The organism is Streptomyces qaidamensis (assembly GCF_001611795.1).
Lineage (GTDB): Bacteria > Actinomycetota > Actinomycetes > Streptomycetales > Streptomycetaceae > Streptomyces > Streptomyces qaidamensis.
Genome location: NZ_CP015098.1, coordinates 5,626,571 through 5,651,363, shown reverse-complemented (window position 1 = coordinate 5,651,363; position 24,793 = coordinate 5,626,571). Strand labels below are relative to the sequence as shown.

Here is a 24,793-nt window from a genome sequence, read left to right as displayed (position 1 = left end):
CGAACGTCATTGCGTCAACTCTCGTCCTAGGGTGACAGGCGCCCGCCCACAGGCGGCTCAGGTGAAGGACATACGAGCCACACAGAGGTTTCCAGCGTGACCGAGACGGTCGTCAGCCCCCGCAAGCCCCAGCCCGGCGTCGCCGTGCTGGTCGACCCACCGGGCGCCACGACCGTCCCACGGCGCAGAAGGGATTCCGGTGGCCGGCTGCGCGCCCTCGACGGACTGCGGCTGGTGGCCGCGCTGATGGTGGCGCTGTACCACTACGGCGGGCGCGGCGGTGAGGTCGCCGAGGCCTGGGGCACCTCGCCCAGGGACCAGTTCCCGACCCTGCACTCGCTGTTCGCCTACGGCTGCCTCGGCGTCCAGGTCTTCTTCGTGATCAGCGGGTTCGTGATCTGCATGAGCGGCTGGGGCCGTCCCCTGAAGTCGTTCTTCGCCTCCCGCGCCTCCCGGCTGCTGCCCGCCTACTGGGTGGCGGTGCTCATCGTCACCGCGGTGTTCGCGCTGCCGGTGGTGGCCTACAAGGCCGTCTCGCCCAGCGACGCCCTGGTCAACCTGACCATGCTGCAGATGCCGCTGGGCGTGGACAGGGTGCTCGGGGTGTGCTGGACCCTGTGGGCGGAGGTCCGCTTCTACGCCCTCTTCGCCCTGTGCGTCGTGCTGCCCGGAGCGAACCGCCGCCGGGTGATCATGTTCTGCGCGGGCTGGACGCTGGCTGCGGTGATCGCCGAGAACGCGAACATGCCGCTGCTCGACATCGTCCTGATGCCCGAGTACGCGCCCTTCTTCATCGGCGGTGTCGGCCTCTACCTCGTACACCGCGACCGGCGGGACGTCTACGGGTGGGCCGTCGTCGGCGTCAGCTGGCTGATCGGCCAGCACTACGCGGTTCAGGGGCTGTGGCACGCGCCCGACCCGGAGGCCTTCTCCTACCGCTCCTCGTTCGGGATCATCGCCGTCGTGACGTTCGGCTTCGTGGCGGTCGCCGCGATCGCGCTGGGCCTGCTGGGCCGCGTGAACTGGCGGTGGCTGACGGTCGCGGGGGCGCTGACGTACCCCTTCTACCTGGTCCACGAGCACCTCGGCTGGGTGGTGATCCACGCCCTGCACCGCACTCTGGGGCTGGCGTCCGGGGTGACCTTCGCGCTGACGGTGGCGTCAATGCTGCTGCTGGCGTGGTTGCTGAACAAGTATGTGGAGAAGCCGCTGACGCCCCGGCTGCGGGCGGCCCTGACGAAGACCCGCTGACCCTGTTCACGGGACGTTCAACCGGCCGTCGATCGGGGCAACGCTCAGAGAGAAGGCTCGCCTCATGACCAACGCAACCGCGACCGACAAGCACCCCGGTGAACTCGCCGATGTCCCGGGCTGGTTCCCGCCGCTGGACCAGACGCTGTTCACCTGGTTCCTCGACCGGCAGAAGAAGGCAGGCATAAAGGGCGACCTGCTGGAACTCGGCGTCTACATGGGCAAGAGCGCGATCCTCCTCGGCCACCACCTCCAGGACGGCGAACAGTTCACCGTCTGCGACCTGTTCGAGGGCGACGCCCCGGACGAGGCCAACAAGGCGGAGTCCTCGAAGTCGTACGCCTCCCTCACCCAGCAGGCGTTCGAGCGGAACTACCTCTCCTTCCACGACAGCCTGCCGACGGTGATCACCGGCCCCAGCTCCCTGGTCGACGAGAAGGTGGCCCCGGACTCCTGCCGCTTCATCCACATCGACGCCTCGCACCTGTACGAGCACGTGTACGGCGACATCGGCGCGGCCCACGACATCCTGCTGCCCGAGGGTGTCGTGGTCCTGGACGACTTCCGGTCCGAGCACACCCCGGGTGTCGCGGTCGCCGCCTGGGAGGCCGTCCTCAACCGGGGTCTGCGCCCGATCTGTCTCAGCACGCAGAAGCTGTACGCCACCTGGGGCGATCCGGAACCGCTCCAGGAGGAACTGCTGGAGATGTTGCGGCAGCGCTCGGACGTCGGGCTGAGCCTGCAGGAGGCGGCCGGGCACCGGCTGATCCGGACCCGCTCGCGGGGCATGAAGCCGCCGCCTTTCCCGCCCTCACGGCACTACGTGGAGCCCGTGGCCACGCCGGCCCCCGCGCCGCAGGTCGCCGAGTCGCGGGCGGCGCACCCGGCCGGGCCCGCCCCCTCCCGGGCCCGTCGGCTCGCCAAGGACCTGCTGCCGCCCGTGATCACCCGGGCCGTGCGCCGGGCCCGCGCGAAACGGTCCTGACGCGCCGGACCGCGTCATGAGACCCCGTAGCGCGCCCCGATCCCCTCGATCACGAGGGCGAGTCCCTCCTCGAAGTGCCGGTCGTAGTCCTCGAAGATCTCCGCGCCCGCCTGGGCCGCCAAGGGAAAGTCGGCCATCAGGCGGGCGCGTTCGTCCATGTCGTAGCCCGCGCGGCGCTCGCCCGGCAGCGGCTGGACGCCCTGCTCCTCGGTGACGAAGCCCAGTGTGTACAGGTACGTCGTGGTGAGCGCGCGGGCCGCCCGGGCGAGGGTGAGACCGGCGGCCGTGAGCAGGCGCCGGCGTCCGGCTCTCGACGCGTTCCGCGGCACGCACTGGACGCTGCCGGCCCTGGGCGGCGCACCGGCGCCGGATCCCGGCGGGCGGATCCGGGTCGTACGGGGCCCGGCACCCGGCACGTACGGGCCCGGCCTGTACCTTGTCCGCCCCGACGGCTATGTCGGCTGGGCAGCGGACACGGCGGCCGGACTCCCGGACTACCTGGCCCGCTTCGGCCGGTGCCAGCCGGCCTGTCCTACGGACCCGCCAGCGTCAGCTTCACGGCGAAGCCCAGGAACAGGGCACCCGCTGCCGAGGTCGCCCCCGCCGACAGGCGCCTGCGGCTGCGGAAGGCGGCGGCCAGCCTGGTGCCGCCGAAGATCAGCGCGCTGAGGTAGAGCACGCTGGCGAGCTGCGCGAGGACGCCGAGGACGACGAAGGACAGGGCGGGGTAGGCGTACGCCGGATCCACGAACTGCACGAAGAAGGCGACGAAGAAGAGGATCGCCTTGGGATTGAACAGGCTGACGACGAAGGCACGGCGGAAGGGCCGCTCCCCGGCCGGCGCGGGCGCCCCGTCACCGGCGGTCCGCTCCCCTCGGGCCCGCCACATGCCCCACGCGGCCCGCAGCATGCCGACGGCCAACCAGGTCAGATATCCGGCCCCCGCGTACTTGACCACGGCGAACAGCACGGCGTTCCCCTGGAGCAGCGAGGCGACTCCCGCCGCGGACAGCGTCATCAGCACCGCGTCCCCGCACCAGACGCCGGCGGCGGCTCGGTACCCGGCGCGCACGCCACGGCGGGCGGCCACGGACAGCACGTACAGCGAGTTGGGGCCGGGCAGCAGGACGATCAGGACGAGGCCCGCCAGATAGGTGGGCAGATCAATGACGCCGAACATGCGCATGAGTGTGGCACGCGGGTCTGACACCGCCGCCCCGGCCACGGCTCAGAAGGCGTCCGACGGGACGTACGCCCCCCACACCCCGCGCAGTGCGTTGCAGACCTCGCCGACGGTGGCGCGAGCGCGCAGGGCCTCCTTCATGGGGTAGAGGACGTTGTCGTCGCCCTCGGCGGCCTTCTTCAGCGCCGCCAGGGCCGCGTCCACGGCCGGCTGGTCGCGCTCCGCGCGCAGGTGCGCCAGGCGTTCGGCCTGCCGGGCCTCGATGGCGGGGTCGACGCGCAGCGGCTCGTAGGGCTCTTCCTCGTCGAGCCGGAAGCGGTTGACGCCGACGACGACCCGTTCCCCGGAGTCGGTTTCCTGGGCGATGCGGTAGGCGTTGCGCTCGATCTCGTTCTTCTGGAAGCCGTGTTCGATGGCGTCGACGGCGCCGCCGAGTTCCTCGACCCTGTCCATCAGCGCCACGGCCGCGGCTTCGAGGTCGTCGGTCATCTTCTCGACGACGTAGGACCCGGCGAAGGGATCGACGGTCGCGGTCACGTCGGTTTCGTGGGCCAGGACCTGCTGGGTGCGCAGAGCGAGCCGTGCCGACCTGTCGGTGGGCAGGGCGATGGCCTCGTCGAAGGAGTTGGTGTGCAACGACTGCGTCCCGCCCAGCACCGCGGCCAAGCCCTGCACGGCGACCCGGACCAGGTTCACCTCGGGCTGCTGGGCCGTCAGCTGCACCCCGGCCGTCTGGGTGTGGAACCGCAGCATCAGCGACTTCGGATTCCGCGCCCCGAACTCCTCACGCATCACCCGCGCCCAGATCCGCCGCGCGGCACGGAACTTCGCGACCTCCTCCAGGATCGTGGTCCGCGCCACGAAGAAGAACGACAGCCGCGGGGCGAAATCGTCCACGTCCATGCCGGCGGCCACGGCGGTGCGCACGTACTCGATGCCGTCGGCCAGGGTGAAGGCGATCTCCTGCGCGGGCGAGGCCCCCGCCTCGGCCATGTGATAGCCGGAGATCGAAATGGTGTTCCACTTCGGGATCTCGGCCCGGCAGTACCGGAAGATGTCCGCGATCAGCCGCAGCGACGGCTTCGGCGGGAAGATGTAGGTCCCCCGGGCGATGTACTCCTTCAGCACGTCGTTCTGGATCGTGCCCGTCAGCTGATCCGCGGCGACACCCTGCTCCTCCGCGACCAGCTGATACAGGAGCAGCAGGAGGGCCGCCGGGGCGTTGATCGTCATCGACGTCGAAACCCGGTCCAGCGGAATCCCGCCGAACAGCACCCGCATGTCCTCGACCGAGTCGATGGCCACACCCACCTTGCCGACCTCGCCGTGCGCGATCGGGGCGTCGGAGTCGTGGCCCATCTGGGTGGGCAGGTCGAAGGCGACCGACAGACCCGTCGTACCGTGCGCGATCAGCTGCCGGTAACGGGCGTTGGACTCCGCGGCCGTACCGAACCCCGCGTACTGGCGCATCGTCCACGGACGGCCCGTGTACATCGACGGGTACACACCGCGGGTGTACGGGAACTCCCCCGGCTCCCCCAGCTTCTCCGCCGGATCCCAGCCCTCAAGGGCCTGCGGCCCGTAGACCGGCTCGATGGGCAGTCCGGACTCCGACTCACGCGCCATGGTGGATTGCCTCCCGCAGAGCAGTGACCTCGCTCACCACCATGCCCCCTGGTTCGCGGCCGGTCACGCCCGGGGAACATCTCAGGTGACATCCGGGCACACCGGTGAGACGAGCGGGGGGCCGCGTGCGTACCACGGGCATGGGGAGAGCGTTCGTAGCGGGACTCGTTGTGGTGGCCGCGCTGTCCGGCTGCACGGTGCAGACCCCCGAGGGCGAGGGGAAGCGCCGCTCGCCGGTGCGCATCGAGCTGCCCAGCGGCACCCCGTCCCCGGGCCGCACACCCGCCGGTGACGGCGGCGGGACTGACCCGGCACCGCGGCCGGCCGACGACAAGCCCCGTGCCGCCCCCGTCCCGCCCCGCGTGCTGTGGTCCCGCGGCGACACCGGCCGGGACGTCCGGGAGCTGCAAGCCCGGCTGCGGCAGGTCGCCTGGCTGTTCGAGGGGCCGACCGGGACGTACGGCGAACAGACGGAGCGGGCGGTCAGCGGCTTCCAGGGCAAGCGCGGGCTGCCGCGCACCGGGAAGACCGACGCCGTCACCTGGCAGCGGCTGCTGCGCATGACGCGCGAGCCGGGCCGGTGGGACCTGTATCTGATGGGCGGCCAGCGGGCCGACCCGCCGGACGCGCGCTGCCGGGCCGGCCGGGTGCTCTGCATCGACAAGACCAGCAGGACGCTGCGCTGGATGGTCGACGGGCGGACCGTGTCGACGATGGCGGTCCGCTTCGGCTCGCAGGGCACGCCCACCCGGGAGGGCGTCTTCTCCGTCTACTGGAAGTCCCGCGACCACGTCTCGACGCTCTACGACTCGCCCATGCCCTACGCGATGTTCTTCAGCGGCGGCCAAGCCGTGCACTTCTCGGCGGACTTCGCCGCACGGGGCTACGCGGGCGCCTCGCACGGCTGCGTCAACGTACGGGACGAGGCGGCGATCGCACAGCTGTACGCGCAGGTCCGCAACGGCGACAAGGTCGTCGTGTCCTGGTGACGGCGGGGAGAGCGAGGATGGGGCGCGGGCGGGACCGGGGGAACGTGTCCCGCCCGCGCTCAGGTGCACGAGCCGTAGGTACGGGGGGAACCCCGGCTCTGTGCGACGGCCGATGACCAGTCGGCTCACTCATTACTGCGCCGGGGCGGCCGAAAACGTCACACCCTCGGCCTGGAGATTTTCACGGATTGCGAAACCGCAGGTCACGGCGTTGCGGGAACACCCTTCTTCCCGGTCCGCTGATCGGCCTTCCGGTCGCTCTTCAGCTCGGTCTTGTCCTGCTTCCGGTCCCGGTGGCGGTCCGGGTTGCGGTCCCGGTCCGCGCCCTTGCCCTGGTGCCGGCCCTGGTCCGCGCGGTCGTCGTGCCGGCGCTCCCCGGAGCGGGGGCCGGCCGAGGACAGGACGCCCTTGCAGTACTTCCACACCCGGAGGCCGTCCGCCGCATCCCGCAGGGCGCGCCTGCGGTCGGGGGCGAGCCGCTTGCCGTCGCGGAGGTCGCGGCAGGCAGAGCGGATCTCCTTGCGGTGATCGCCGGAGCGGCCTTCACGGTCGTCCGGCTTCGGCGCCGCGTCGTCGCGCCGCTCGTCCCGGTCCTGGGTACCGGGCCCGCCCGTCGCCGAGCCGCCCGGGGCGTCGTCGGGGGTGGAACCGCCCTGCACGGCGTCGCTCGGCGAGGGCGACACCAGCGGGTCCGGGTGGGTGGCGGCGGCCGAGACGGAGGCGCCGGGGTCGGGTTCGTCGCCGCCGAACGGGGCTCTCAGGGCTCCGGTTCCGGTCGCGAGGGCTACCCCGCCGGCCATGCCGACGGCCAGCACGGCGGCCAGGGCGAAGCGCGCGGGACGGGCCCAGCGCGGCCGGCGCGCCGTCCCGCCACCGCTGCCGCCGGGGGTTCCGATACGGACCAGGCCTGCGTCGGTGATCCCGGCCGCGTCGGGTCCGCCGGTGCCCGCACGGGCCGCGGTCGCGTCGGCGCGTTCCGCGCGGGCCTTGCGGAAAGCGGCCACCGCGGCGGCCTCGCCGGGGAGTTCATCGCTGGTCAGCGGGGGTTTGGCGGACAGTGCGCCGAGGGTCCTGGCGAGGTGTTCGGCCTGGTCCCGGCCGGCGCCTTCGACAGCTCCGGGTGGCTCTCCGCTCAGCAAACGCTCCGCCGTTTCGCTGTCCAGCCACCTGTACTGCTCGTCGGCCATCACACATCCTTCTGCGTCCGCGCAACGCTACGCGTCACACCTGCGGACGTCACGGCACCGCCGCGCGGTTCTCGCTGGGGCGGCAGCGCGTCGAGCACCCCGGCCGATTCCGGATCGGCCTGCGGGTCGTCGCCGAGCAGTTCGGCGAGCCGCTTCAGACCCCGGTGCGCCGCCGTGCGGACCGCGCCCGGACGCTTGCCGAGCGTCTCGGCGGCGGTCTTCGCGTCCAGCCCCACCACCACGCGCAGGACGACCGCCTCGGCCTGGTCCTGCGGCAGCCGGGAGATCAGGGAGAAGGCGCCGTCGGTGGCGAGCGCCTCGATGGCCTCACCGGCGGTGTCCGACTCGGCGGCCCGGCCGGTCAGCTCGGTCTCGTCACCACCGATCGCGGGCCGGCGCCCGCGCATGCGTATGTGGTCCAGGGCACGGTTGCGGGCGATCCGGGCGGCCCAGCCGCGGAACCGGTCCGCGTCGCCGGTGAACCGCTCCAGATCGCGGGCTATCTGGAGCCACGCCTCGGATGTCACGTCCTCGGCGTCGGGGTCGCCGACGAGCGTCCGTACGTACCCGAGCAGCCGCGGGTGAACGGTGCGGTACACAGTCCGGAACGCGTCTTCGTCTCCGTCCTGTGCCGCGCGCACCGCGGCGGTCAGCTCCGCGTCGTCCCCCAGCACCGCACCCCTTATGCGCCTAAACCGGCGCCGCTTTCGCGGACCGGGTTCTCGCCGTCGTGGTTCCTCAATTGATGGTTGCGGTATCAAGACCGCAGGTGGTTGCGGTGGTCGTACCGCCTTCGCGTTGGCGCGAATGGCACGTTACGACCTGAAACCATGCCCCGTCCATGTCCGTCCGGGATGCAACTAAGCCGTGACGCGGCGGGGTGTGACAGAAAACGCACACCGGGCGCTGTAGGGAGTACGGGCCGCCGCGCGGCCCGTGCCGCGCGACGGCCGGGGCCTCTCCTGTGGGGGGTGGCGGCCTCGGCCGTTGCCAAGGCAGGTGCCGGCGGATGCGCGTTCCCCGCCCGGCGGTGCCGGCCGGCGCTTCGTGGAATCCCTTACTCGTGACGGCCGTTGGGCCGGCCTTCGGGCTGGGGACGCTTGCCCTCGCTCGCGCTCCTGCCCGTGCCGCTGTCCGGCCCGTTGCCCGCACCGTTGTCCGGCCCGTTGCCCGCACCGTCGTTCGCGGCGGGTGCGCCGTCGTCCTCGGCGGGACCGTCGTTCCCGGGGCCGCCGCTCCCGGCCTTCGGCTCGTCCCGTCGCCCGGCGCAGTACGCCGTGACGTTCCTCTCACCGCCGGCGGCGGCCACGAGCCGCTGCCAGGCCGTCGCGTCCATGGCGTTGCCCCGTCCCCCGGCCCGCTCGTAGGCGCCGCAGTGGGCCTCGGTGTCCTGGGCGGGGTCCGGCCGGTCCGGGTGAGCCGGCGAAGAGCCGGTGCCGGGGCTGTGGCTGCCCCGGGGAGGCTTGTGCGCCGGCTCGCGCGGGGCACTGCTCGGGGCGGGCGAGCGGTCGGGGGCGTCCTTCGGGCCCTCGTCGGGCGATCCGGCCACGCCGATCGCCGCCACGGCGACACCGCCCAGCGTGAGGCTGGCGAGCAGCACGGAGAGCGTCGTCTTCAGGGACCGCCCCAGGTAGCGCCGCTCCCGGGCACGCCAGTCGTCCCGGCGCCGGGTGCTGGTACGCAGGGCTCCGGCGTCCCGGGCGGCCCGGAAGGCGGCCACGGCCCGCTGTTCTGCCTCCGCGTCGACGCCGTCCCGGATGAGGGAGGCGATGATCAGCGCCTCCACGTCGGAGTCGAGGAGGGCGTGACGGGAACCACGGCCGGACAGCCCGCCGTCGCTCTGCCGTTCACCCATGTCCTGTTCCGTTCCTGCTCGATCCGATCGATCCGTCCACTCCGGATGCTGCGCCCGGCCCGCCGAGCTCCAGTACGTCACGCCGGTCCGCCCTGTTCAGGGCGCCGGATCCGTGCCACCCGCCCGGTCCGTCCGCGAAACCGCCGGTTCCGCTCACGTCGACTCACCCAGCGTCCGGGGAGCGTCATCCGTCACACTCTTCTCCGCGCCCAGCTGCCCGGCGAGGCGTTTCAGGCCCCGGTGGGCAGCCGTGCGTACCGCGCCCGGCCGCTTGCCCAGCACCCGTGCGGCGGCCGGCCCGTCGAGGCCCACCACCACCCGCAGCAGCACGGCCTCGGCCTGGTCGCGCGGCAGCCCCCGGACCAGCCGCAGCGCGTGCTCGGTGGAGAGGGCCTCCAGCGCCTCATCGTGCGTGCTCTGCGGTCCGGGCAGTTCCAGGACGTCCTGCTCCAGCGCGGACGACCGGGGACGTACCCGCTGCCGGCGCAGATGGTCCAGCGCCCGGTGCCGGGCGATGGTCGCCGTCCAGCCGCGGAAGCCGGCCCCGTCGCCCCGGAACCGCCCGAGGTCCCGGGCGATCTCCAGCCAGGCATCGGACGCCACGTCCTCCGCGTCGTCCCCGACCAGGCCGCGCAGATAGCCGAGCAGTCCGGGCTGCACGAACCGGTAGGCGACCGCGAAGGCCGCCTCGTCACCCTGCTGGGCCTTCGCGACGGCCGCGCCGAGTTCCCCGTCGTACGCCTGTCCGCGCCGGCGTTCCGCTCCCTGACCCAAGTACCGTCCTCGTCCGTGCCGGCTGCGCGTCCTCCCACGGTCATCAGCGCCGGTTCGCGCGGAAGTGTCACAGCGCGTCAGGCTCCGGGCGGCGACGACCGTTCGGGTCAACCCCGCCCGCCGTCCTCGGGAGCCCGGCCCCGGGGAGGTTTCGGCCAAGTGACGTGCCGGGGAGCTCTGCTCGCGATGCAACCGCCCACGAAAGGCGAGCGCCGTATGACACTCCGCCTCCTGCGCACCGCCGTCGCCACCGCCCTGGCCCTCGGTGCCCTCGGACTGACCCATCCCGCCCGGGCCGCCTCCTCGGACGGGGTGCACACCGTCCGAGTGCCGGACGGCGACCCCCACGAACGGTCCCTCGCCCCGCGTACCTCCGAGCCGTTCAGCCTGATCGGTATCACCTGGGACGACCCGGACGCGGTCCTGGACGGCACCGCCCAGGTGCGCACCCGCTCCCGGGAGAACGGCGCGTGGAGCGCGTGGCGCCCCCTGGAGACCGACGTCCGTGCGCCCGAGGCGGGCCCCGACCACGACCGGCCCGGGGTGCGGGGCAGCACCCAGCCGCTGTGGACGGGGCCCTCGGACGGCTTCCAGGTGCGCGTCTCGGGCGCCCGTCTGCCGGCAGGGCTGCGTGTCGAACTGGTCGACCCCGAGGCCGGGTCGGACGCCGTGCACACCGCGGTCGTCGAACCGGACGCCGTCGGGCCGGACATCGCCGGGCCGGCCGCCGGGCCGCTCTCCGCCGAGCGTCCCGTCGTGACGTCGCGCTCGGCCTGGGGCGCCGACGAGTCCCTGGTGAAGGACCCGCCCACGTACACCGGCGACACCAAGGCGATGTTCGTCCACCACACGGCGGGCACCAACGACTACGCCTGCTCCGAGTCGGCGTCGATCGTGCGCGGCGTGTTCCTCTACCACGTGCAGAGCAACGGCTGGAACGACATCGGCTACCACTTCCTCGTCGACAAGTGCGGCACCGTCTTCGAGGGCCGTGCGGGCGGCATCGACAAGCCCGTCCTCGGCGCGCACGCCTACGGGTTCAACACCGCCACCAGCAGCGTCTCGGTGCTCGGCGACTACTCCACGGCGGCCACCAACGCCGCGGTGCGCGAGTCGGTCGCGAAGGTCGCGGCGTGGAAGCTCGGCCTCTACGGCATCGACCCGACCGGGACGGTCGTGCTGACCTCCGGTGCCGACAACGGAAAGTACAAGCTGGGGCAGAAGGTGACGTTCCACCGCATCTCCGGGCATCGCGACGGCTACCCGACCGCGTGCCCCGGCCAGAACCTCTACGACGACCTGCCCGAGATCCGCACCCTGGCCGCGAACGCCGGCAAGCCGGCCCCGCCGACTGCGGACCCGCTCGGACCCTCGGCCGAGGACGAAGAGGATGAGGGCGAGGACGAAGACGAGGGCGCGCTCGGACGCTGACGCTACGGCCGGGGCCCGGTGCTCACCGCGTCCCGGCACAGCAACCGCAGCGAGCCGTGGCCGGCGTAGCAGCGGCGGGCCTCGTCGATGGGGTCCCACAGGCGCCCGTCGGGGGTGCGGATCCAGTGGTCGCCGCCGGTCGCCCACCACTCGGCGCCGGTCTGACGCACGATCACCTCACCGGTATAGGCGCCGAAGCCGCGCAGTACCTGATGGACCGCGGCCTCGGGCGCCCCCTCCCGCCGTATCCCCTCGATCATCCGGTCGATGCTCCACAGACTCTGTGCCGTGTAGTCGAGGCGCAGCCGTGCTCCCTCGCGCATCGTCGCCACTGTGTCCGCCGCCCATCGCAGTGGCTTCGCAGCCGCCGACGGCCTGGTCTCCGCTTGAGTCGTCACATCCCGGAAAGCGCTGCGGCGAAGCGTTTCGTCACCCGGAATCGGCGACTCCCCCGAAGCGGCGCAGGACCGCCCCACCTCGCCCAAGGGACAGTCACAGGACCTCTTCCGGGATCGGGGTTTAGGCCGGGCGGGGCACCCTGAAGGCCCGCTCCGTCAGCCCCGCTGCCGGCTCCGGCGGGAGACCACCGCGCGCAGTACACGCCGCCCCTCGGTCGACACCTCCAGCGCCCGGCGCAGCCCGGCCGGGCCGTGTCCGGCCAGGACCTCCAGGACGACGACCTGGCGGCGCAGTTCGGCGGCGACCAGGGGTGACATGCCGTCCGTACGGCCCTCACGGCGGGAGTCGACGGACGAGGCCTCGTCCTGGGCGGTGTCCAGGAGCCGGTGGATCTGGAGGGAGGCGACGGAGCAGGCGTCGGCCCACACCCGGAGTCCCGGTGCGGAGCGCTCGGCGGGAGCGGCCTCCAGCATCCGGTGGGCGAGCACGGCCGCCTCGTCCCCGGCGCCGGCCGCGTCCAGCTTGCAGCGCGCCTGCTCCAGCCGCTCGCCCCACTCACCGGCGCCGGCGTCGTCGCCGAGGCTCGCCCACACCGGCCGCAGGGTCTCGTCGTCGCCGCCCAGCAGGGGCACGCACCGATCGAGACAAGCCAGTCCGCTCGCGGCCAGCCCGCGTTCGTCGGCCTGTGCGATCAACTCCACCAGGCTCATCCACGCCTCCCTCCGCGGGCCTTCTCCGGGGCCCGATCAGGCCGCCCAGCCCTCACCCCTCACGGAACCCGCACTTCCCCTTACTGCGCGCAACGGCCCCGGAGTGTCACAGGGGCACCACGCCCAGTCTGTCGAGGAAGCGGAACAAGAGGTTTTCGGCCAGGGGGTCAGGGTCTGAAGTCAGTACGGCGACGACGGCGTCGGCGTTCACATCGCACCCGGCCTCGGCGGCCCAGCGCACGGCACGCTCGGCGGCGTCACCGGGTTCCAGGAAGTAGTCCTCCAGCGTGAGGCCCTCGCTGCCCGCCCCCAGGTACCCGGCCATCGCGGAGCGCGCGAGGCAGGTCGTCCACGCCCCGCTCTCCGGTGCCGCGGCCTCCAGCACCACGCACTCGCTGTTCATGACGTACCCGAAGAGCGCGGGAGCCCCGGTCTCCCGGGCCAGGGCGTTCATGTTCCCGATGTCGCCGTCGCTGCTCGGGTACTCCCACACCTGCCATCCGCCCGGCGCCGAGGCGCGTTGCGTCGGCCCCTCCCCGGCCCCCGCCAGCGCGTCCAGCTCCGGCAGCGGCCGCTCCCCCCGGCCCACGACGAAATATCCCCAGTAGCCCATGTCCCGGTTCCCCCCGGCATATTCGACTCCACTCGCGCCAGAAGACCACCACAGCCGTACGGGCGTTCGCAGCCGTATGCGCCAATTCGTTCCGGTCAGCCGAGCCTGTCCGCCAGCGCCCGGAACTGCGCCCAGGACAGCTCGGGCCTGTCCGGGTCCCACAGCTTCTGGACGGTCGCCCGCAGCGGCATCCGGATCCCGGCCGCCACCTGGCTCTCCGTCTGGGAGTTCGCGAGGTCGCACCAGACGGCGAAGGACCCGCCGAGGATCTGGCCGTCGTAGCGCGCCGGGACGGCCGCGGTGCCGCGCAGTACCCGCGGTGTCCACTGCTCGTAGATCCGCTGGCCCGTCGGATAGACGAAGGTCTGCGGCTCGCCCAGCACGTAGTACAGGAACTCGTCGTTGTAGTTGATCACCTTACGGCCCGCCTCCAGGTACTCCAGCGGAGCCCGGGCGCCGATCTCCTTGCCCGTCCAATAGGCCACCTGGATGTCCTTGGCGGCCTGGACGGAGGTACCGCGGAAGAAGCCGTCGTTCCAGGCGCGCGGGACGCGCTGATGCTTTCGGACGGTGTCGGCCCGGTCGTTCAGCCAGCCGGTCGTGAGGTCGGCGACCGTCGCGCCGGAGCCGTACTTCTCCCGGGCGGCCGCGGCCAGCTGCGGGAACGACGCCTCCGGGTTCGACCGGGTCAGCGCCTGGTACTCGTCGCCGCCGAGGTGCCACGGCCCGCCGGGGAAGAGATCGGCGTACTCGTTGAGCAGGTCGTCGACGATCCGGGCGCTCTCGGCCTTGGAGATGTCGATGGCGCCCTGCACCGGCGACCCCTGCGCGGTGCGCAGTTGCAGGTCGGGGTGGGCGTCGAGGACGGCGCCGAGGTGTCCGGGCGAGTCGATCTCGGGGACGATCGTGATGTGCCGGCTGCGCGCGAGGTCGATGATCTTCCGCACCTGGGCCTTGGTCAGGTGCTGCTGCGAGACGATCTCGGGATGGGAGGAGGACTCGATCCGGAAGCCCTGGTCGTCGGAGAAGTGCAGCCCCAGCTGATTGAACTTCAGGTCGCCCAGTTCCCTGATGCGGTCCTCGATCCAGCCGGCGGTGAAGTTCTTCCGGGCGATGTCCAGCATGAACCCGCGCTGCGGCTTGGCCGGCTCGTCCTTCACGACCCCCTCGGGCGCCGTGCCGCCGTCGTGGGTCTCCTGCTTGAGCGTGCGGGTGCCGTAGAAGACCCCGGCGTCGGACGGCCCGTCGATCTCCACCCGCCCGCCGCGCACGGTCATCGTGTACGACTCCGGGTTGGCGCCCTTGTCGCCGTTCAGCGCCAGGCGCAGATCCCCGGCCTTCTTGTCGTCCTTCTCACCCGCGTAGGCCATCCCCAGCTCGCTCGCGACCAGCCGGCCCTCGTCGGCCAGCGCCGGGTCGTCCACGACCACCCGGTTGCCCTTCTCCGGCTGCCAGCCCGGGCCGCGCGCCGGTTCGTGGTCGCGCACGGCGGGGATGGTGCGGGGCGCCTCGGACAGGGGGTAGGAGCGCGTGGGACTGGGGGTCGGGGCCGCCTCCGGCGCCTGGTCCGGGGGCGCGGCCGCGGTGGCCCCCTGCGAGGATCTGGCCTCCGAGCCGGTGGACCCGGCGTCGCCGCCCGAGGCCGCCCAGAGCCCGAGACTCACCCCGGCTGCGACCACGACCAGGGCTACCGCCATGGCCACGACCAGCACCTGCCGCTGTTTCTCCTGCTTCGCCGAAGTCCGGCGCCTGTGCTGACTCACTCAGCCAACCTAAGACCCGGGGCCGCATGGCGCGCGTCCACCACGCGTGCCGAATCTCTCCCTCCCGGGTGAAATTCAGGCATCCTTCGGACACGTCGTGGTCGTACTCGATAGCGTGACGTCACATCTCTCACAGCTCGCCCTGCTGACACACGTGACGCCCACGAGGACCCACGCTGCCTGCGCACCGTCTCCCAGACCTCCCCGGCCGGCTCGCCATACCGGTGGAGCATTTCAACGCAGCCTCCACACAGGAGCTGGAGCAGGCCCTCCTCGCCTGCCTGCGAAGCCTCCGCTGGGCCCGGCGCGTCGCGGACCACCGCCCCTACCCGGACGTGGACTCCCTGCTGGCCGCCGCGGACGAGGCGGCCTACGACCTGACCTGGCCCGACCTCACGGAAGCGCTGGCGGCCGAGCCTTTGCCCGCCCTCCCGCCGGACATCTACGCCGCGGCCCACACGGCCCTGAGCGCGGCCCACGCCGCCTACGAGGCCCGCTTCGGACATGTGTTCGTCATCTGCCTGGACGGTGTGTCCCCGTCCGAGACCCTGGACCGGCTCCTCGAAGCCATCCGGTCACGATTGACGAACGATCCCGAGGAGGAGCGGGCGGTGACGGCGGACGAACTCCGGCGGCTCGCGAGGGAACGGTTGATCAGCGCCTTGAGGGGCGCGGGGAACTGCGCGATCAACCACTGACGGCCCGCATCCCGGCAACCCCACGGACACCCCCCGCCCCCCTGGCCGCACTAGCCCACCAGTACCTCTTTGCGTGCCAGTTTGATCACACCCCGGGACCCCGGCGCAGCCCGGCCGCAGCGCATCGCTACGATGCTGGGGGCCGGTGGACCGTACCCGGCCGGGCCCGACCGACACACCAAGCCGGCGCGGCCCCAATCCCCGCTCCCGGAGGAAACTTCCGTGCCGGCTGGAACGCTGTACCGCGGCCGGGAAGGAATGTGGTCCTGGGTGGCTCACCGAGTCACCGGCGTCCTCATCTTCTTCTTCCTGTTCGTTCACGTGCTGGACACCGCACTCGTCCGTGTGTCCCCGGAGGCCTACGACACCGTCGTGGCCACGTACAAGACGCCGATCGTCGCGCTGCTGGAGTACGGCCTCGTCGCCGCCATCCTCTTCCACGCGCTCAACGGCCTGCGCGTCATCGCTGTCGACTTCTGGATCAAGGGCGCCCGCTACCAGAAGCAGATGCTCTGGACCGTCGTCGCCCTGTGGGTCGTGCTGATGCTCGGGGCCATCTACCCCGTCCTCGGCCACGCCGCTCGTGAACTCTTCGGGAGCTGACGCCAATGTCCACGTCTGAGAAGACCGCCGCCGGCGTCGGCCCCGTCGAGGGCGGCGCCGTCTACACCGTCGACAACCCGGCGCCCTACATCGAGGCCCCGCGCCAGCGCACCAAGAAGACCCCGAAGACCACCCGGGGCAACTTCGAGCTGGCCGCCTGGCTCTTCATGCGCCTGTCGGGCGTCGTGCTGGTCGTCCTGGTCCTCGGCCACCTGCTGATCCAGCTCGTGCTGGACGGCGGCGTCTCCAAGATCGGCTTCGCCTTCGTGGCGGGCCGCTGGGCGTCCCCGTTCTGGCAGGTCTGGGACCTGCTGATGCTGTGGCTCGCCATGCTGCACGGCGCCAACGGCCTGCGCACGGTCATCAACGACTACGCGGAGCGCGCGAACACCCGGCTGTGGCTCAAGGGCCTGCTCTACACGGCCACGGTGTTCACCATCCTGCTGGGCACGCTGGTGATCTTCACCTTCGACCCGAACATCCGCTAGGCACGGGGCTGCGAGAATCATGAAGATCCACAAGTACGACACCGTCATCGTCGGCGCCGGTGGCGCGGGCATGCGCGCGGCCATCGAGTCCACGAAGCGCAGCCGCACCGCGGTCCTGACGAAGCTGTACCCCACCCGCTCCCACACGGGCGCCGCGCAGGGCGGCATGGCCGCCGCGCTGGCCAACGTGGAGGAGGACAACTGGGAGTGGCACACCTTCGACACGGTCAAGGGCGGTGACTACCTGGTCGACCAGGACGCCGCCGAGATCCTGGCGAAGGAGGCCATCGACTCCGTCCTCGACCTGGAGAAGATGGGCCTGCCGTTCAACCGCACGCCGAACGGCACCATCGACCAGCGCCGCTTCGGCGGTCACAGCCGCAACCACGGCGAGGCCCCGGTCCGCCGCTCCTGCTACGCGGCCGACCGCACCGGCCACATGATCCTCCAGACGCTGTACCAGAACTGCGTCAAGGAGGGCGTGGAGTTCTACAACGAGTTCTACGTCCTGGACCAGCTGATCACCGAGGTCGACGGCGTCAAGAAGTCCGCCGGTGTCGTGGCCTACGAACTGGCGACCGGCGAGATCCACGTCTTCCAGGCGAAGTCCGTGGTCTACGCGTCCGGCGGCTGCGGCAAGTTCTTCAAGGTGACGTCGAACGCCCACACGCTGACCGGTGACGGCCAGGCGGCCGTCTACCGCCGCGGGCTGCCGCTGGAGGACATGGAGTTCTTCCAGTTCCACCCGACCGGCATCTGGCGCATGGGCATCCTGCTGACGGAGGGCGCCCGCGGTGAGGGCGGCATCCTCCGCAACAAGGACGGCGAGCGCTTCATGGAGAAGTACGCGCCGGTCATGAAGGACCTCGCGTCCCGTGACGTCGTGTCCCGCTCCATCTACACGGAGATCCGTGAGGGCCGCGGCTGCGGTCCCGAGGGCGACCACGTCTACCTCGACCTCACGCACCTTCCGCCGGAGCAGCTGGACGCGAAGCTCCCGGACATCACGGAGTTCGCGCGCACCTACCTCGGCATCGAGCCCTACACGGACCCGATCCCGATCCAGCCCACCGCGCACTACGCCATGGGCGGCATCCCGACCAACGTCGAGGGTGAGGTCCTGGCGGACAACACCACGGTCGTTCCCGGTCTGTACGCCGCGGGCGAGGTCGCCTGCGTGTCCGTGCACGGCGCCAACCGTCTCGGCACGAACTCGCTGCTGGACATCAACGTCTTCGGCAAGCGCGCCGGTATCGCGGCCGCGGAGTACGCGCAGAAGGCGGAGTTCGTCGAGCTGCCGGAGAACCCGGCGGAGCTCGTGGTCGAGCAGGTGGAGCGGCTGCGCGACGCCACCGGCAACGAGCGGGTGGCGGAGCTGCGGCGCGAGCTGCAGGAGACCATGGACGCCAACGTCATGGTGTTCCGCACCGAGCAGACGATCAAGACGGCGGTCGAGAAGATCGCGGAGCTGCGCGAGCGCTACCGGAACGTGGCGATCCAGGACAAGGGCAAGCGGTTCAACACGGACCTGCTGGAGGCCATCGAGCTGGGCAACCTGCTCGACCTCGCCGAGGTCATGGCGGTCTCCGCGCTGGCCCGCAAGGAGTCCCGCGGCGGTCACTACCGCGAGGACTACCCGAACCGCGACGACGTCAACTTCATGCGGCACACCATGGCGTACCGCGAGGTCGGCGCCGACGGTTCCGAAACCGTCCGTCTCGACTACAAGCCGGTCGTCCAGACCCGCTACCAGCCGATGGAGCGTAAGTACTGATGGCTACCCCTGTTCTGGACAAGGAAGACGCGGCCGGCAAGCCCGAGCCCGGTTTCGCCGACTCCCCCTACATCACGGTCACGTTCCGCGTCCGCCGGTTCAACCCGGAGGTCGCGGCGGACGCCACCTGGGAGGACTTCCAGGTCGAGATCGACCCCAAGGAGCGTGTCCTCGACGCCCTCCACAAGATCAAGTGGGAGCTCGACGGTTCGCTGACGTTCCGCCGCTCCTGCGCGCACGGCATCTGCGGCTCGGACGCCATGCGGATCAACGGCAAGAACCGTCTGGCCTGCAAGACGCTGATCAAGGACATCAACCCCGAGAAGCCGATCACGGTCGAGGCCATCAAGGGCCTGACGGTCCTGAAGGACCTGGTCGTGGACATGGAGCCGTTCTTCCAGGCGTACCGGGACGTCATGCCCTTCCTCATCACGAAGGACACGAACGAGCCGACGCGTGAGCGTTTCCAGACGGCCGAGGACCGCGAGCGCTTCGACGACACCACGAAGTGCATCCTCTGCGCGGCCTGCACCACGTCGTGCCCGGTCTTCTGGAACGACGGCCAGTACTTCGGCCCGGCCGCCATCGTCAACGCGCACCGCTTCATCTTCGACTCGCGTGACGAGGCCGGCGAGCAGCGCCTGGAGATCCTCAACGACCGCGACGGCGTCTGGCGCTGCCGCACGACCTTCAACTGCACGGACGCCTGCCCGCGCGGCATCGAGGTCACGAAGGCGATCGCGGAAGTGAAGCGTGCGCTGATCACGCGCCGCTACTGAGCGTTGCCGCTTACTCATGAGGGCCCCGTCTCCGTCGGAGATGGGGCCCTCTGGCATGTGCCACACCAGCGGGTGAACGCAGCGGAACGGGCCGCAGCGAAGTCGTCCGGCCTACGATGATGCTCTCGACACCAGCCACGGGTGGCACCCTGATGTCCGCTGCAGCCGTCGAGCGGCCCTACGGAAGGCGTCCGCCCCCACCAGCACCAGGAAGCCGCTCCCGGCGGAGGCCCGCTCGGCCAGGGCCGTCTGCGCCTCGGGGTCGATCCGGCGAGGCGTGCGCACCGCGTAGCCGTTCAGCACGCGCTCGGTGTCCTCGGGCTGCACGAGCCCCTGGACCACCTCCGGCGTGCGGGCGTTGCACTCCGCGACCTCCTGGAACACCCGGCGCCGGATCAGTTGCCGTACGGGCAGCCGTTCTTCGGCGGTCTCCAGCCCTCAGGCCGTGCGCCGCTCCCCCGCCGTCGTCTCGTCCACGAACGTCACGGTTCCCATGCCGACCACCGTACGAGCCACCACTGACAATCACTCCGCGGCATCGTGTTGAACATGTTCAAAAGTAGGTCTAGAGTCATCCGCGACAGCGTTTTGAACGTGTTCAAGAAGGGTGGGGCTATGGACCGCACGGTCATCGCCTACGTCATCTACCTGCTGGTCAGCATCGGTCTGACCATCTGGGTGGCCCGCACGCTCAGCCACAACGGGAGGGTTTTCCTCGCCGACGTGCTGCACGGCAACGAGAAGCTCGCCGACGCCGTCAACCACCTCCTGGTGGTCGGCTTCTACCTCGTCAACCTCGGGTTCGTCGCGCTGTACCTGAGCGACGACGAGACCATCACCGACGCCCGCGGCGTCTTCGAGGCCCTGTCGACCAAGCTCGGCGTGGTGCTGCTGGTGCTCGGCGTGATGCACCTGGCCAACGTGTACGTGCTCAACCGGATCCGGCGCCGGGGTGCCATGGAGCGGGAGCAGGTGCCCCCGGTGCCGCCGCAGGGCTGGGTGGCCCCGCAGGCGCAGGCCTGAGCGGAGGAGGCCCACGTGAACGCCACCAGCACGAACGCGACCGGCATGAACGCACCCGCACCGGTCCGCCGGCTCACCGTCCTGTACGACGCCGAGTGCTCCCTGTGCGCGTTCCTGCGCGACTGGCTCCTGCGGCAGCCGAAGCTGGTGCCGCTGGAGCCGGTCCCGGCCGCCTCCCAGGAGGCCCGTCGGCGCTTCCCCGGCCTCGACCACGGCGCCACCCTCGACGAGATCACCGTCATCGGCGACGCCGGGCAGGTCTACCGGGGCCCAGCCGCCTGGGTGGTCACCCTGTGGGCGCTGCGCGAGCACCGGCCGCTCGCCCACCGGCTGAGCACCCCGGCCGGCGCCCGGCTGGCCAAGGGCGCGGTGCTCGCCGCCGCCAAGTGGCGCGGGGCGCAGGCCCACCGGGGGCAGCGCGGCGGCGCGCAGTGGGGCGGCCGGGTGTACCGGCGCGCGGACGGCTGGTCGTACGCCCCCGGCAGCGGATGGAGCTACACCGCGCCGGGCTGCGCCGACGGCACCTGCGCCCCCAGGTAAGCGCACCGGTAGCCGCACCGATGGCCGCACCGGTGCTGACGTTAGGCTCTCTTCCCGTGCCCGCGAAGAACGACGGCCCCGACGACGGCGCCACCCCCACCAAGTCCGAGCAGACCCGCGCCCTGATCCTGGAGACGGCCATGCGGCTGTTCCAGGAGCGCGGCTACGACAAGACGACGATGCGGGCCATCGCCAAGGAGGCCGGCGTCTCCGTCGGCAACGCGTACTACTACTTCGCCGGCAAGGAGCACCTGATCCAGGGCTTCTACGACCGGATCGCCGCCGAGCACCAGGTGGCGGTCCGGGAGATCCTGGACCGGGAGCGAGACCTGGAGGCCCGGCTGGCGGGCGTACTGCGGGCCTGGCTGGACATCGCGGCGCCCTACCACGAGTTCGCGGTGCAGTTCTTCAAGAACGCCGCCGACCCGGACAGCCCGCTCAGCCCCTTCTCGCCCGAGTCGGAGCACGCGCGCGAGGAGGCCATCAGCGTGCACCGGGAGGTGCTCGCCGGGGCCACCAAGACCAAGGTCCCCGAGGAACTGCGGGACGTCCTGCCCGAGTTGATGTGGCTGTCCCAGATGGGACTCGTCCTGTACTGGATCTTCGACCGCACCGAGGGGCGCGAGCGCAGCTACCGGCTCGCCGAGCGCGGAGCCCGGCTCACCGCGCGGGGCGTCGCCCTGGCCCGCTTCCGGGTGCTGCGCCCGCTCGTGCGCGAGGTGCACGAGCTGTTCACGGAGTTCCTGCCGGGGATGACGAACGCCATCCCCGATCCGGCGGCCCGGCGGCGCACCGACCCCTGAGCCGCGGCCGGGCGGGACCTCAGAGCGCCGTCAGGCTCCACAGGCGGAACACGCCCGTGCCGTCCGACAGGTACTGACCGCCGCCGACGTCCTCGGTGGTGACGACGTACTCCTTGGCCTGCCACAGCGGCAGCACCGGGACGTCCTCGGCGACGGTCTGCTGCACCGAGCGGAAGTCCTGGTCCGCCTCGGTCCGCTCCGCGAAGCGCCGGCTGTCCGCGATGAGCCGGTCGACGGTCTTGCTGCTGTAGCCGGTGTTCATGGCACTGCCGGTACCGACGAGCGCGGCGCCGAAGGTGTCGGGGTCGGGGAAGTCGGCGACCCAGCCGACGGCGTACGCGTCGAGCTCGCCGCTCGCCCACTGCTTCTGGAAGGCCGTCCACTCGTAGCCCTTGAGGGTGACCTTGAACAGGCCGCTCGCCTCCAGCTCCTTCTTGATCTCGGCGCCCTCCTGCTCGCCGGCCCCACGGCCCTTGGCGTAGCCGTAGGTGAAGTGCACCGGCAGGCTCACACCGGCCTGGGTGAGCAGCTGCCGGGCCTTGTCCGGGTCCGGCTTCGGGTAGTCGTCGAAGAACGAGGCGGTGTGCCCGGTGAGACCGGCCGGAATCAGGGAGTACAGCGGGTCGACGGTGCCGTCGTAGACGGTGGCGGCCAGCCGCTCGCGGTCGATCAGCCAGGCGATGGCCCGGCGGACCTTCGGCTCGTGCAGCGGCTTTCCCGCGCGGGTGTTGAAGTACAGGTTGCGGGTCTCGGAGCCATCGGCCTCGTAGACGCGCTGGGTGGGGTCGCTCGGATTGAGGCCGGCGAGGACGCCGGGCGGCAGCTGGTCGGTCGCGACCTCGACCTGCTTGTCCTTCCGGGCGGTGTCCAGGGCCTCGGGGGTCGCGTAGTAGCGCAGTTCGACGGGCCGGGCGGTGCCGCTGACGGCGCCCCGGTAGTGCCGGCTGGGCGCGAGGACCGCGTCCCGTCCCTTCGTGTACGAGGTGAGGGTGTACGGGCCGGTGCCGTCGACGCGGTCGCCGGTGCGCAGCTTGCCGGCCGGGTACGCGGTGTGGTCGACGATCGAGCCGGCGCCGGTGGCCACCTTGAAGGGGAACGTCGCGTCCGGCGAGGTCAGGTGGAAGGTGACGGTCATGCCCTCGGCGTCCACGGAACCGAGCGTGCCGAACAGGGAGGCCGGGCCGACCGGGGCCTTGATCTTCAGAATCCGGTCGAAGGAGTACTTCACGTCCTCGGCGTTCATCGTCCGGCCGCTCGGGAAGGTGAGGCCGTCGCGCAGCTCGCAGCGGTAGTCGGTGAGGTCGCCTCGGACGAACGCGCAGCTCTTCGCCGCGTCCGGCACGGGGGCGGTGCCGCCCGGCGCGAAGGTCAGCAGCGACTGGAAGACGTTGCTGAACAGCGCCCAGGAGCCCGCGTCGTAGGCGCCGGCGGGGTCGAGCGACGTGACGCCGTCCGTCGTGCCGACCGTGATGGTCCTGGCGTCGCCCTTCGACGGCAGGAGCCGCCAGGCGCCCACACCCACGGCGGCCAGGACGAGCAGCGCCGCGAGTATCCGTATGCGAACCGATCGCATCGGCTTTGCCCTCCCCAGGCCCTTTGAGGACCGTTCAGGCCCGTGTGCGTATGCCACACCCTTCGTGGCGGGCTCACCCAATCACAGGATTTTGAGCAGGGGGAAGGGAGATCCGGCGAGTTGGGAAAGAACTTACCGATGGGCGATTCGGGGTGGTTTCACAGCGCTCTCACAGGGTGCGCGGTCAGGCCTGCTTCGACGCGAGTTCGATCAGGGTGATGTCCGAGGGCGCGCCCACACGGGTGGGCGGGCCCCAGGCGCCGGCGCCGCGCGAGACGTAGAGCTGGGTGTCGCCGTAGCGGTCCAGGCCCGCGAGGGTGGGGTTGACGCCGGCGGCGATGAGGTTGCCCGGCCAGAGCTGGCCACCGTGGGTGTGGCCGGAGAGCTGCAGGTCGACGCCGTGCTCGACGGCGTCGTGGATCTGGACGGGCTGGTGGGCGAGCAGGACGCACGCGCGTGCGGTGTCCCGGTCGCCGAGTGCCTTCGCGTAGTCGGGGCCCTGGCCCTCGGCCTCGCCGGTCACGTCGTTGACACCGGCCAGGTCGAAGTGCGGCATCTCCCTGCGGGCGTTCTCCAGGGGGTCGATGCCCAGGCGGCGGACCTCCTCGACCCACTGCTCGGCGCCGGAGAAGTACTCGTGGTTGCCGGTGACGAAGTAGGAACCGTGACGGGCCCTCAGTTGCGCCAGCGGGGCGGCCGCCGGGCCCAGGTCCTTCACGCTGCCGTCGACCAGGTCGCCGACGACCGCGATCAGGTCGGGCTGGGTCGAGTTGATCGTGTCGACGACCTTCTGTGCGAAGCCGCGTCCCAGGACCGGGCCGAGGTGCACGTCACTGACCACGGCGATCCGGTACCCGTGCGCGGCGCGCGGCAGCTTGGCCAGGGGCACGGTGACCCGCTTGACCTTCGGCCCGCGCAGCACGCCGTACGTCCCGTACCCCACGGTCCCGACGGCCGCGGCCGCGGCGGCCCCGGCGACGACGCGGGAGACGAAGAGGCGACGGGAGAGGCCGGCGGGGGTGGCGGTGCCGGTCGGGTCCGGGGCGGCAGGGGGCTCCGGGGTGCCCTCGGGCGACGCGTCCGGACCCGGCGGGTGGGGGACGGTGGCGGAGGCGCCGTGGCCGGGCTGCGACGCGGCCGCGGGCGCAGATGCCTGGGTGGTGCCGCCGCCCGGCTGGGAGCCTGCCGCCGTCCCGGACGCAGAAGCTCCGCCGGCATCGCCGGGCTCGGGCACGGGAGCCGTGCCGCCGCCCTTCGCCTGCGGCACGGCCGCGGGCGCAGATGTCTGAGTGGTGCCGCCGCCCGGCTGGGAGCCTGCCGCCGTCTCGGACGCAGAAGCTCCGCCGGCATCGCCGGGCTCGGGCACGGGAGCCGTGCCGCCGCCGTTCGCCTGCGGCCCGGCCGTCGCGGCCGTGGACGCGCCGACGCCACCGCCGGGCCGCGGCACGGCCGCGGGCGCAGATGCCTGGGTGGTGCCGCCGCCCGGCTGGGAGTCTGCCGCGGGCGCGGCCGTCGCCGTGGAGGCCGCGCCGACGCCGCCGTCGGGCCGCGAGGCGGTCGCGGAGGTGGCCGGGCCTCCGCCGTCGGCCTGGGGGCCTGTCGGGCCCGTGGCGGGAGTGCCGTCCGCAGGGGAATCGGGGTCCGTGGCCGGCATGCCCGCGGAACCCGCCGGGGCGTGCGCGGTGGGCGTCGCCGGGCCGGGCTGTGTGCCCTGGTCCGTTCGTCTCGCCCGGTGTTCCAGGAAGC

General features: G+C 71.8%; 25 protein-coding genes and 2 pseudogenes. 13 read left to right on the top strand and 14 right to left on the bottom strand.

What is annotated here, in order from left to right; genetic code table 11:
• The first annotated feature begins 96 nt into the window (after nucleotides 1-96).
• Both A4E84_RS25220 and A4E84_RS25215 read left to right on the top strand, forming a co-directional pair.
• On the top strand, nucleotides 97-1,251 hold the full coding sequence (locus tag A4E84_RS25220) for an acyltransferase family protein (RefSeq protein WP_062928721.1): 1,155 nt from the start codon (nucleotides 97-99) through the stop codon (nucleotides 1,249-1,251).
• Nucleotides 1,252-1,315: 64 nt separating this feature from the next.
• Entirely contained in the window at nucleotides 1,316-2,236 is a 921-nt protein-coding gene (locus tag A4E84_RS25215; RefSeq protein WP_062928720.1) for a class I SAM-dependent methyltransferase, read from the top strand.
• A gap of 14 nt (nucleotides 2,237-2,250) precedes the next feature.
• Here A4E84_RS25215 and A4E84_RS25210 read toward each other — a convergent pair.
• A pseudogene (locus A4E84_RS25210) lies at nucleotides 2,251-2,532 on the bottom strand (TetR/AcrR family transcriptional regulator C-terminal domain-containing protein); the annotation flags it as partial.
• A gap of 16 nt (nucleotides 2,533-2,548) precedes the next feature.
• Here A4E84_RS25210 and A4E84_RS44740 point away from each other — a divergent pair.
• A pseudogene (locus tag A4E84_RS44740) lies at nucleotides 2,549-2,749 on the top strand (aromatic-ring hydroxylase C-terminal domain-containing protein); the annotation flags it as partial.
• Nucleotides 2,750-2,768: 19 nt separating this feature from the next.
• On the opposite strand, the gene leuE reads toward A4E84_RS44740, so the two are convergent.
• Both leuE and A4E84_RS25200 read right to left on the bottom strand, forming a co-directional pair.
• On the bottom strand, nucleotides 2,769-3,416 hold the full coding sequence (gene leuE, locus A4E84_RS25205; RefSeq protein WP_062931608.1) for a leucine efflux protein LeuE: 648 nt from the start codon (nucleotides 3,414-3,416) through the stop codon (nucleotides 2,769-2,771).
• A 48-nt stretch (nucleotides 3,417-3,464) separates the two neighbouring features.
• The gene (locus A4E84_RS25200; RefSeq protein ID WP_062928719.1) at nucleotides 3,465-5,045 is read right to left on the bottom strand and encodes an acyl-CoA mutase large subunit family protein; all 1,581 of its coding nucleotides are present in this window, start codon (nucleotides 5,043-5,045) and stop codon (nucleotides 3,465-3,467) included.
• Between the two features lie 140 nt (nucleotides 5,046-5,185).
• Here A4E84_RS25200 and A4E84_RS25195 point away from each other — a divergent pair, with 140 nt between their 5' ends.
• A complete protein-coding gene (locus A4E84_RS25195) occupies nucleotides 5,186-6,034 on the top strand; it encodes a L,D-transpeptidase family protein (RefSeq protein ID WP_062928718.1) in 849 nt (282 codons plus the stop codon).
• Nucleotides 6,035-6,237: 203 nt separating this feature from the next.
• Here the strand turns inward: A4E84_RS25195 and A4E84_RS25190 are convergent, their stop codons facing one another.
• The 4 genes from A4E84_RS25190 to A4E84_RS25175 all read right to left on the bottom strand — a co-directional run bounded on the left by A4E84_RS25190 (nucleotide 6,238) and on the right by A4E84_RS25175 (nucleotide 9,850).
• Nucleotides 6,238-7,221, bottom strand: a complete 984-nt coding sequence (locus tag A4E84_RS25190; protein ID WP_062928717.1) for a hypothetical protein — start codon at nucleotides 7,219-7,221, stop codon at nucleotides 6,238-6,240.
• On the bottom strand, nucleotides 7,221-7,895 hold the full coding sequence (locus A4E84_RS25185; RefSeq protein WP_033311424.1) for an RNA polymerase sigma factor: 675 nt from the start codon (nucleotides 7,893-7,895) through the stop codon (nucleotides 7,221-7,223). Before A4E84_RS25185 ends, A4E84_RS25190 begins: the two co-directional genes overlap by 1 nt.
• A 383-nt stretch (nucleotides 7,896-8,278) precedes the next feature.
• Entirely contained in the window at nucleotides 8,279-9,076 is a 798-nt protein-coding gene (locus tag A4E84_RS25180) for a hypothetical protein (protein ID WP_063827517.1), read from the bottom strand.
• A 153-nt stretch (nucleotides 9,077-9,229) separates the two neighbouring features.
• Nucleotides 9,230-9,850, bottom strand: coding sequence for an RNA polymerase sigma factor (locus A4E84_RS25175; RefSeq protein ID WP_062928716.1), 621 nt, complete (start codon nucleotides 9,848-9,850; stop codon nucleotides 9,230-9,232).
• Nucleotides 9,851-10,066: 216 nt separating this feature from the next.
• Between A4E84_RS25175 and A4E84_RS25170 the strand changes: the two genes are divergently transcribed.
• The gene (locus tag A4E84_RS25170) at nucleotides 10,067-11,281 is read left to right on the top strand and encodes an N-acetylmuramoyl-L-alanine amidase (protein WP_062928715.1); all 1,215 of its coding nucleotides are present in this window, start codon (nucleotides 10,067-10,069) and stop codon (nucleotides 11,279-11,281) included.
• A 2-nt stretch (nucleotides 11,282-11,283) separates the two neighbouring features.
• On the opposite strand, the gene A4E84_RS25165 is transcribed toward A4E84_RS25170, so the two are convergent.
• The 4 genes from A4E84_RS25165 to A4E84_RS25150 form a co-directional block, all read right to left on the bottom strand.
• Nucleotides 11,284-11,679, bottom strand: a complete 396-nt coding sequence (locus A4E84_RS25165; RefSeq protein ID WP_079129108.1) for a hypothetical protein — start codon at nucleotides 11,677-11,679, stop codon at nucleotides 11,284-11,286.
• Nucleotides 11,680-11,835: 156 nt separating this feature from the next.
• Nucleotides 11,836-12,390, bottom strand: coding sequence for a hypothetical protein (locus A4E84_RS25160; RefSeq protein WP_062928714.1), 555 nt, complete (start codon nucleotides 12,388-12,390; stop codon nucleotides 11,836-11,838).
• A 106-nt stretch (nucleotides 12,391-12,496) separates the two neighbouring features.
• Nucleotides 12,497-13,003 (bottom strand): hypothetical protein, encoded by a 507-nt coding sequence (locus A4E84_RS25155; RefSeq protein WP_062928713.1) that lies wholly within the window; start codon nucleotides 13,001-13,003, stop codon nucleotides 12,497-12,499.
• A 95-nt stretch (nucleotides 13,004-13,098) separates the two neighbouring features.
• Nucleotides 13,099-14,700: a beta-N-acetylhexosaminidase gene (locus tag A4E84_RS25150; protein ID WP_062931606.1), complete on the bottom strand. Its 1,602-nt coding sequence runs from the start codon at nucleotides 14,698-14,700 to the stop codon at nucleotides 13,099-13,101.
• 290 nt (nucleotides 14,701-14,990) lie between these two features.
• On the opposite strand from A4E84_RS25150, the gene A4E84_RS25145 reads away from it, so the two are divergent.
• The 5 genes from A4E84_RS25145 (at nucleotide 14,991) to A4E84_RS25125 (ending at nucleotide 19,108) form a co-directional block, all read left to right on the top strand.
• Complete coding sequence (locus A4E84_RS25145; protein WP_062928712.1) at nucleotides 14,991-15,464, top strand: 2-oxo-4-hydroxy-4-carboxy-5-ureidoimidazoline decarboxylase; 474 nt, start codon at nucleotides 14,991-14,993, stop codon at nucleotides 15,462-15,464.
• Between the two features lie 222 nt (nucleotides 15,465-15,686).
• Nucleotides 15,687-16,067, top strand: coding sequence for a succinate dehydrogenase, cytochrome b556 subunit (gene sdhC / locus A4E84_RS25140; protein ID WP_031107855.1), 381 nt, complete (start codon nucleotides 15,687-15,689; stop codon nucleotides 16,065-16,067).
• A gap of 5 nt (nucleotides 16,068-16,072) precedes the next feature.
• Nucleotides 16,073-16,555 (top strand): succinate dehydrogenase hydrophobic membrane anchor subunit, encoded by a 483-nt coding sequence (locus A4E84_RS25135; protein ID WP_062928711.1) that lies wholly within the window; start codon nucleotides 16,073-16,075, stop codon nucleotides 16,553-16,555.
• Between the two features lie 19 nt (nucleotides 16,556-16,574).
• On the top strand, nucleotides 16,575-18,329 hold the full coding sequence (sdhA, locus tag A4E84_RS25130) for a succinate dehydrogenase flavoprotein subunit (RefSeq protein WP_062928710.1): 1,755 nt from the start codon (nucleotides 16,575-16,577) through the stop codon (nucleotides 18,327-18,329).
• A complete protein-coding gene (locus tag A4E84_RS25125; protein ID WP_062928709.1) occupies nucleotides 18,329-19,108 on the top strand; it encodes a succinate dehydrogenase iron-sulfur subunit in 780 nt (259 codons plus the stop codon). Before sdhA ends, A4E84_RS25125 begins: the two co-directional genes overlap by 1 nt.
• Nucleotides 19,109-19,219: 111 nt before the next feature.
• Here A4E84_RS25125 and A4E84_RS44735 read toward each other — a convergent pair whose 3' ends face one another.
• A complete protein-coding gene (locus A4E84_RS44735; protein ID WP_237304998.1) occupies nucleotides 19,220-19,492 on the bottom strand; it encodes a hypothetical protein in 273 nt (90 codons plus the stop codon).
• 231 nt (nucleotides 19,493-19,723) lie between these two features.
• Between A4E84_RS44735 and A4E84_RS25115 the strand changes: the two genes are divergently transcribed.
• From A4E84_RS25115 to A4E84_RS25105, 3 genes are read left to right on the top strand one after another with little or no spacing between them, the layout of a single operon-like run.
• The gene (locus tag A4E84_RS25115; protein ID WP_062928708.1) at nucleotides 19,724-20,131 is read left to right on the top strand and encodes a hypothetical protein; all 408 of its coding nucleotides are present in this window, start codon (nucleotides 19,724-19,726) and stop codon (nucleotides 20,129-20,131) included.
• A gap of 45 nt (nucleotides 20,132-20,176) precedes the next feature.
• Complete coding sequence (locus A4E84_RS25110; protein ID WP_062931605.1) at nucleotides 20,177-20,671, top strand: thiol-disulfide oxidoreductase DCC family protein; 495 nt, start codon at nucleotides 20,177-20,179, stop codon at nucleotides 20,669-20,671.
• Between the two features lie 56 nt (nucleotides 20,672-20,727).
• Nucleotides 20,728-21,474: a TetR/AcrR family transcriptional regulator gene (locus tag A4E84_RS25105; protein WP_062928707.1), complete on the top strand. Its 747-nt coding sequence runs from the start codon at nucleotides 20,728-20,730 to the stop codon at nucleotides 21,472-21,474.
• A gap of 19 nt (nucleotides 21,475-21,493) precedes the next feature.
• Here A4E84_RS25105 and A4E84_RS25100 read toward each other — a convergent pair whose 3' ends face one another.
• Entirely contained in the window at nucleotides 21,494-23,047 is a 1,554-nt protein-coding gene (locus tag A4E84_RS25100; RefSeq protein ID WP_062928706.1) for an ABC transporter substrate-binding protein, read from the bottom strand.
• Between the two features lie 184 nt (nucleotides 23,048-23,231).
• Nucleotides 23,232-24,494 carry a metallophosphoesterase gene (locus tag A4E84_RS43260; RefSeq protein WP_237305146.1) on the bottom strand — a complete coding sequence of 421 codons (1,263 nt, stop codon included), beginning with the start codon at nucleotides 24,492-24,494 and terminating at the stop codon, nucleotides 23,232-23,234.
• Nucleotides 24,495-24,793 lie beyond the last annotated feature (299 nt).